The sequence below is a fragment of the Shewanella sp. ZOR0012 genome (genome assembly GCF_000798835.1).
Lineage (GTDB): Bacteria > Pseudomonadota > Gammaproteobacteria > Enterobacterales > Shewanellaceae > Shewanella > Shewanella xiamenensis.
On sequence record NZ_JTLE01000027.1, the window covers coordinates 9,172 to 13,653 of the forward strand.

Consider the following 4,482-nt stretch of genomic DNA (forward strand, 5'->3'; position numbering starts at 1 on the left):
CTTGAATAGAAACACTTAAGAAGTGATACTCAATACAGCTTTCTAAATTAACAAATAAAGATTAATTACGCAGGAAATTGTTAGGCTGACAAAGCCGTGACGAGCGAGGCGCGGAGTGTACGTTAGTACATGAGCACAGTAGCGAGGAGACAATGCCGTCAGACGGACAATTAACCAGTAAGAATTTGCTTGGTGACAATAGCCTTGTGGAACCACCTGATCCCATCCCGAACTCAGAAGTGAAACGCAAACGCGCCGATGGTAGTGTGGGGTCTCCCCATGTGAGAGTAGGTCATCGCCAAGCGCCTAAATAAACAATGAAGCCAGCTGAATAAGCTGGCTTTTTTGCATTTAGAGTTTTGAATTTCAACGTTCTATTCTTCAAAATACTTCTCTAATCACTGACTTCTTTAATTTATCGCCTCATACGCAATGTAAACAGAGAGCCCCTCATTGCTCCGTTTTCTTCATTCTCTAACACCCTTAGCATCATTCATTTAAATGGCTGCTTGGTCTAAATACTGTAGCGCATTGAGACCCCTTTGATTTTTGTCCTTATAGGACTAATCAGTAAATTTAAAGCTTGTACTCTTTGTATGCTCGTTTAAGGGGGAGTCAGAACCTTATTGTCAGCCCATTTTTGCTTTTGGTTTCATCTTGGCTGGTATCTTCATTTCGTCATTACTCCTCAATAAAAATTTCTGCTTTGCCGTTTCATTAGCGAATATTCATTTTATCGGTCGTTCACTAAGGATCCCTCAGACACTTGTTGCTGATCTTATGTTAATTGGTCTTACCAATTTACATTCGTCGATTAAGTTTGTTATCAATACAGATGTTGTGTGGTTGTTAATTTAAAACGCGAATGTTGGTTAAGGGCGAAGGAGGTAGGGCAGTGAAAGGGGAGCTAACGCAACAGTTATTAGACGCTGTTGGCATCATGTTATTGGGGATGGGGCTGGTCTATTTATTTTTAAGTGTATTGATATTAGCTGTGAATCTGGTTGCTAAGTGGTGTCGTGAAGAGCACAAAGCAGTAGAACCGTTAAAGGTCAATGATGCGAGCTCAACTGGAGCTGCAAGCACTTTAGATCCTAAATTGGTGGCTGCGATTAGCTTAGCCGTCCAGCAGTATCGTTCTCAGGCTCAATAATGGAGCGCCATATGAACCGAGTAAATTCGATTGTGGCGTCTAAGCCATTACAGTTAACCGATGTCGTCTTGAGGGATGCACATCAGTCTATTTTAGCGACGCGTTTACGCCTCGATGACATGCTTCCGATTGCACCTTTGCTTGATAAAGTCGGTTTTTGGTCGCTGGAGTCTTGGGGCGGAGCGACCTTCGATGCCTGTATCCGTTATTTGGGTGAGGATCCTTGGGATAGGATCCGCGAACTGAAAAAGGTCATGCCCAATACGCCTCAACAAATGTTGCTGCGCGGACAAAACCTTTTGGGTTATCGCCATTATGCCGATGATGTAGTCACACGTTTTGTTGAGCGTGCCCATGCTAATGGTGTCGATGTCTTCCGTATCTTTGATGCGATGAATGATGTGCGTAACCTAGATATGGCAGTTAAAGCGGTGCGTGATGTCGGTGGGCACGCGCAAGGCACAATTTCTTATACAACTAGCCCTGTTCATTCGGTTGATACTTGGGTTGATATGGCAAAGCGTCTTGAGGACATGGGCTGCCATTCGCTGTGTATTAAAGATATGGCGGGCTTACTCAAGCCTATGGAAGCTTTTGAGCTTATCAGTCGTCTAAAATCACAAACTCAACTCATACTATCTCTGCATAGTCACGCGACTACAGGGCTGAGCACGGCGACCTATCAAAAGGCTATTGAGGCGGGAGTCGATGTGCTCGATACCGCCATTTCTTCCATGAGTCAAACCTATGGCCATACCGCAACTGAAACGGTAGTCGCTATGGTGGAAGATACTGAACGTGCAACAGGCTATGATCTTGTATTACTTGAGGAGATTGCCGCTTATTTTCGTGAGGTTCGCAAAAAATACGCCAAATTCGAAGGTGCGCTAAAGGGGATTGATCCCCGTATTCTACGTGCGCAAGTCCCTGGCGGCATGCTGACAAACATGGAGAGTCAACTCAAAGAGCAAGGTGCACTAGATAAGATGGATGCGGTGCTGGAGGAGATCCCTCGGGTACGCCAAGATTTAGGTTTTCTGCCTTTGGTTACACCAACTTCGCAAATTGTTGGCTCGCAAGCCGTTATCAACGTACTGATGGGACAAAGATACCAATCGTTAACGAAAGAGACTGAAGGTGTGTTAAGGGGCGAATATGGCGCTACGCCAGCGCCAGTGAATTCAGAGTTGCAGGCAAGAGTACTTAATGGGCAGGTGGCGATCACCTGCCGTCCTGCGGATTTACTCGTACCAGAGTTAGACAAGTTGCGTGCAGAGTTATTATCAAAGGCGCAGGATCAAGGGATTAGTCTCGTCTTAGAGAGTAAGGAAAAGTCTTCGGACGATGATTTACTCATTTATGCGCTCTTCCCACAGATTGGCTTACAGTTTTTAAAGCACCGTCACGATCCAACGGCCTTTGAGCCAAACCCTGAACTTGCGCCAATCTTACCAGTTACGCCGCGTGAGGCCGAAACCTATACCGTCACGGTTGAGGGGCAAGCTTATGTGGTTGAGGTTGCCGAGGGCGGCGAAATTAGTCAGATCCAACCTCAAGGACAGGTAGCTTCGCAGCTTAATTATGCCCCTACTTCTCATTTAAACAGTGCTCCATTGGCTCAATCCGCCGAGATTAAGCTGAAGATGAGTGCGCCGCTATCGGGCAATATCTTTAAAGTGCATGTGGGGATTGGCGACAAGGTCTGCGCTGGCGATGTGGTGATCATCCTTGAGGCGATGAAAATGGAGACAGAGATCCGCGCTCAGGGGGATGGTGTTATTACCCATCTCTTTGTGAAAGAAGGCGATTCAGTTGTCGTGGGTTCTCAATTATTGGCCTTAGCCTAGGAGTCTATATGGATGGTTTACTGGCGTTTTGGGCCGAAACGGGCATAGCCCATTTTACCGCAGGGCAGGTCTTAATGATGGTCGTTGGCATGTTGCTGTTATACCTCGCTATCGTGCGTGGATTTGAGCCTTTGTTGCTGTTGCCTATTGGCTTTGGTGCAGTGCTGGCGAATATTCCCAACGCAGGCTTTACCGAAGAGGGAGGAATACTCTACTACGCCTATCATGTGGGGATTGAAACCGGCGTTTTTCCACTGCTGATCTTTATGGGAGTCGGAGCACTAACAGATTTTAGTGCGCTGATCGCCAACCCAAAAACCTTATTACTCGGCGCGGCGGCGCAGTTTGGGATCTTTGCGACCTTAATTGGCGCTATAGCGCTGAATTTGGTGCCAGGCTTTGAATTTACCATGCAGGATGCCGCAGCCATTGCCATTATCGGTGGCGCGGATGGACCAACGGCTATTTTCCTTGCCTCTAAGCTTGCACCTGAGTTACTGGGAGCGATTGCTGTGGCGGCTTATTCCTATATGGCGTTGGTGCCGATTATTCAGCCGCCGATCATGCGTTTACTCACAACCCAAGCGGAACGTGAGATAAAAATGGAGCAGCTACGGGAAGTCAGTAAAAAGGAGCGGATTATTTTTCCGCTGATGGTATTAGGCTTAACCATTCTGTTTTTACCCGCGGCAACGCCACTGGTAGGGATGTTTTGCCTGGGTAACTTAATGCGCGAATCGGGCGTGGTGGATCGGCTCTCAAAAACAGCACAAAACGAGCTGATTAATATCGTGACGATTTTTTTGGGCTTAGCTGTCGGCTCTAAATTATCGGCCGAGCAGTTTTTGCGGGTAGAAACCTTGGGGATCTTAGTACTTGGTGCCCTTGCTTTTGGTATAGGTACTGCCGCAGGAGTGTTGATGGCAAAACTGATGTGTAAGTTATCCGGCGGTAAGGTTAATCCGCTGATTGGGGCGGCAGGAGTATCGGCTGTGCCTATGGCTGCAAGGGTAGTGAATAAAGTGGGATTAGAGGCTAATCAGCATAACTTTCTATTAATGCATGCTATGGGACCGAACGTTGCTGGCGTGCTAGGTTCTGCGGTCGCTGCGGGGATACTACTTGCCGTACTCGGCTAATAGGATAAAACGAAAAATATAGTATTAACCCATAGTGTAAGGTTATCGCGCCGGCTAAAGCGAGTACTAGGGCGTGTTGACGTTTTATGGTTATTTTTGCAGCAATTAGGCTGGCGTTTATGCAAGGCAAAGTCCGTGCAGTGTAGTTATTCTACATAAACGGACGATAACGCAGCAGAAACGTCAGCCAAATGCTGCCCGAAGGGTTCGTCTGGCAAGCCCTTTCTCTTACTTTCTGTCATAAGAGCCGCTCGTCATTTGAGTAAACTACACATCATTCCTCGTTTCGCGAGCACGAGCTTGCCAGAACGAACAAAATTTAATCTCGAAACGTCAACACGCC

At 46.9% G+C, this 4,482-nt stretch carries 3 protein-coding genes and 1 rRNA gene; all 4 read left to right on the forward strand.

The window, feature by feature from the left end:
• Positions 1 to 188: 188 nt before the first annotated feature.
• The 4 genes from rrf (at position 189) to L976_RS01085 (ending at position 4,139) form a co-directional block, all read left to right on the forward strand.
• Positions 189 to 304, forward strand: a 5S ribosomal RNA gene (gene rrf, locus L976_RS01070).
• Between the two features lie 561 nt (positions 305 to 865).
• Entirely contained in the window at positions 866 to 1,153 is a 288-nt protein-coding gene (locus L976_RS01075) for an OadG family protein (RefSeq protein ID WP_052183951.1), read from the forward strand.
• Between the two features lie 11 nt (positions 1,154 to 1,164).
• A complete protein-coding gene (oadA, locus tag L976_RS01080) occupies positions 1,165 to 3,000 on the forward strand; it encodes a sodium-extruding oxaloacetate decarboxylase subunit alpha (RefSeq protein ID WP_047533319.1) in 1,836 nt (611 codons plus the stop codon).
• 8 nt (positions 3,001 to 3,008) lie between these two features.
• Complete coding sequence (locus tag L976_RS01085) at positions 3,009 to 4,139, forward strand: sodium ion-translocating decarboxylase subunit beta (protein WP_047533321.1); 1,131 nt, start codon at positions 3,009 to 3,011, stop codon at positions 4,137 to 4,139.
• The last annotated feature ends 343 nt before the right edge of the window (positions 4,140 to 4,482 follow it).

Bases quoted from the DNA above. Each gene is read 5' to 3' on its own strand.
- L976_RS01075 (WP_052183951.1), top strand. From the start codon at position 866: ATGTTGGTTAAGGGCGAAGGAGGTAGGGCAGTGAAAGGGGAGCTAACG.
- oadA (WP_047533319.1), top strand. From the start codon at position 1,165: ATGAACCGAGTAAATTCGATTGTGGCGTCTAAGCCATTACAGTTAACC.
- L976_RS01085 (WP_047533321.1), top strand. From the start codon at position 3,009: ATGGATGGTTTACTGGCGTTTTGGGCCGAAACGGGCATAGCCCATTTT.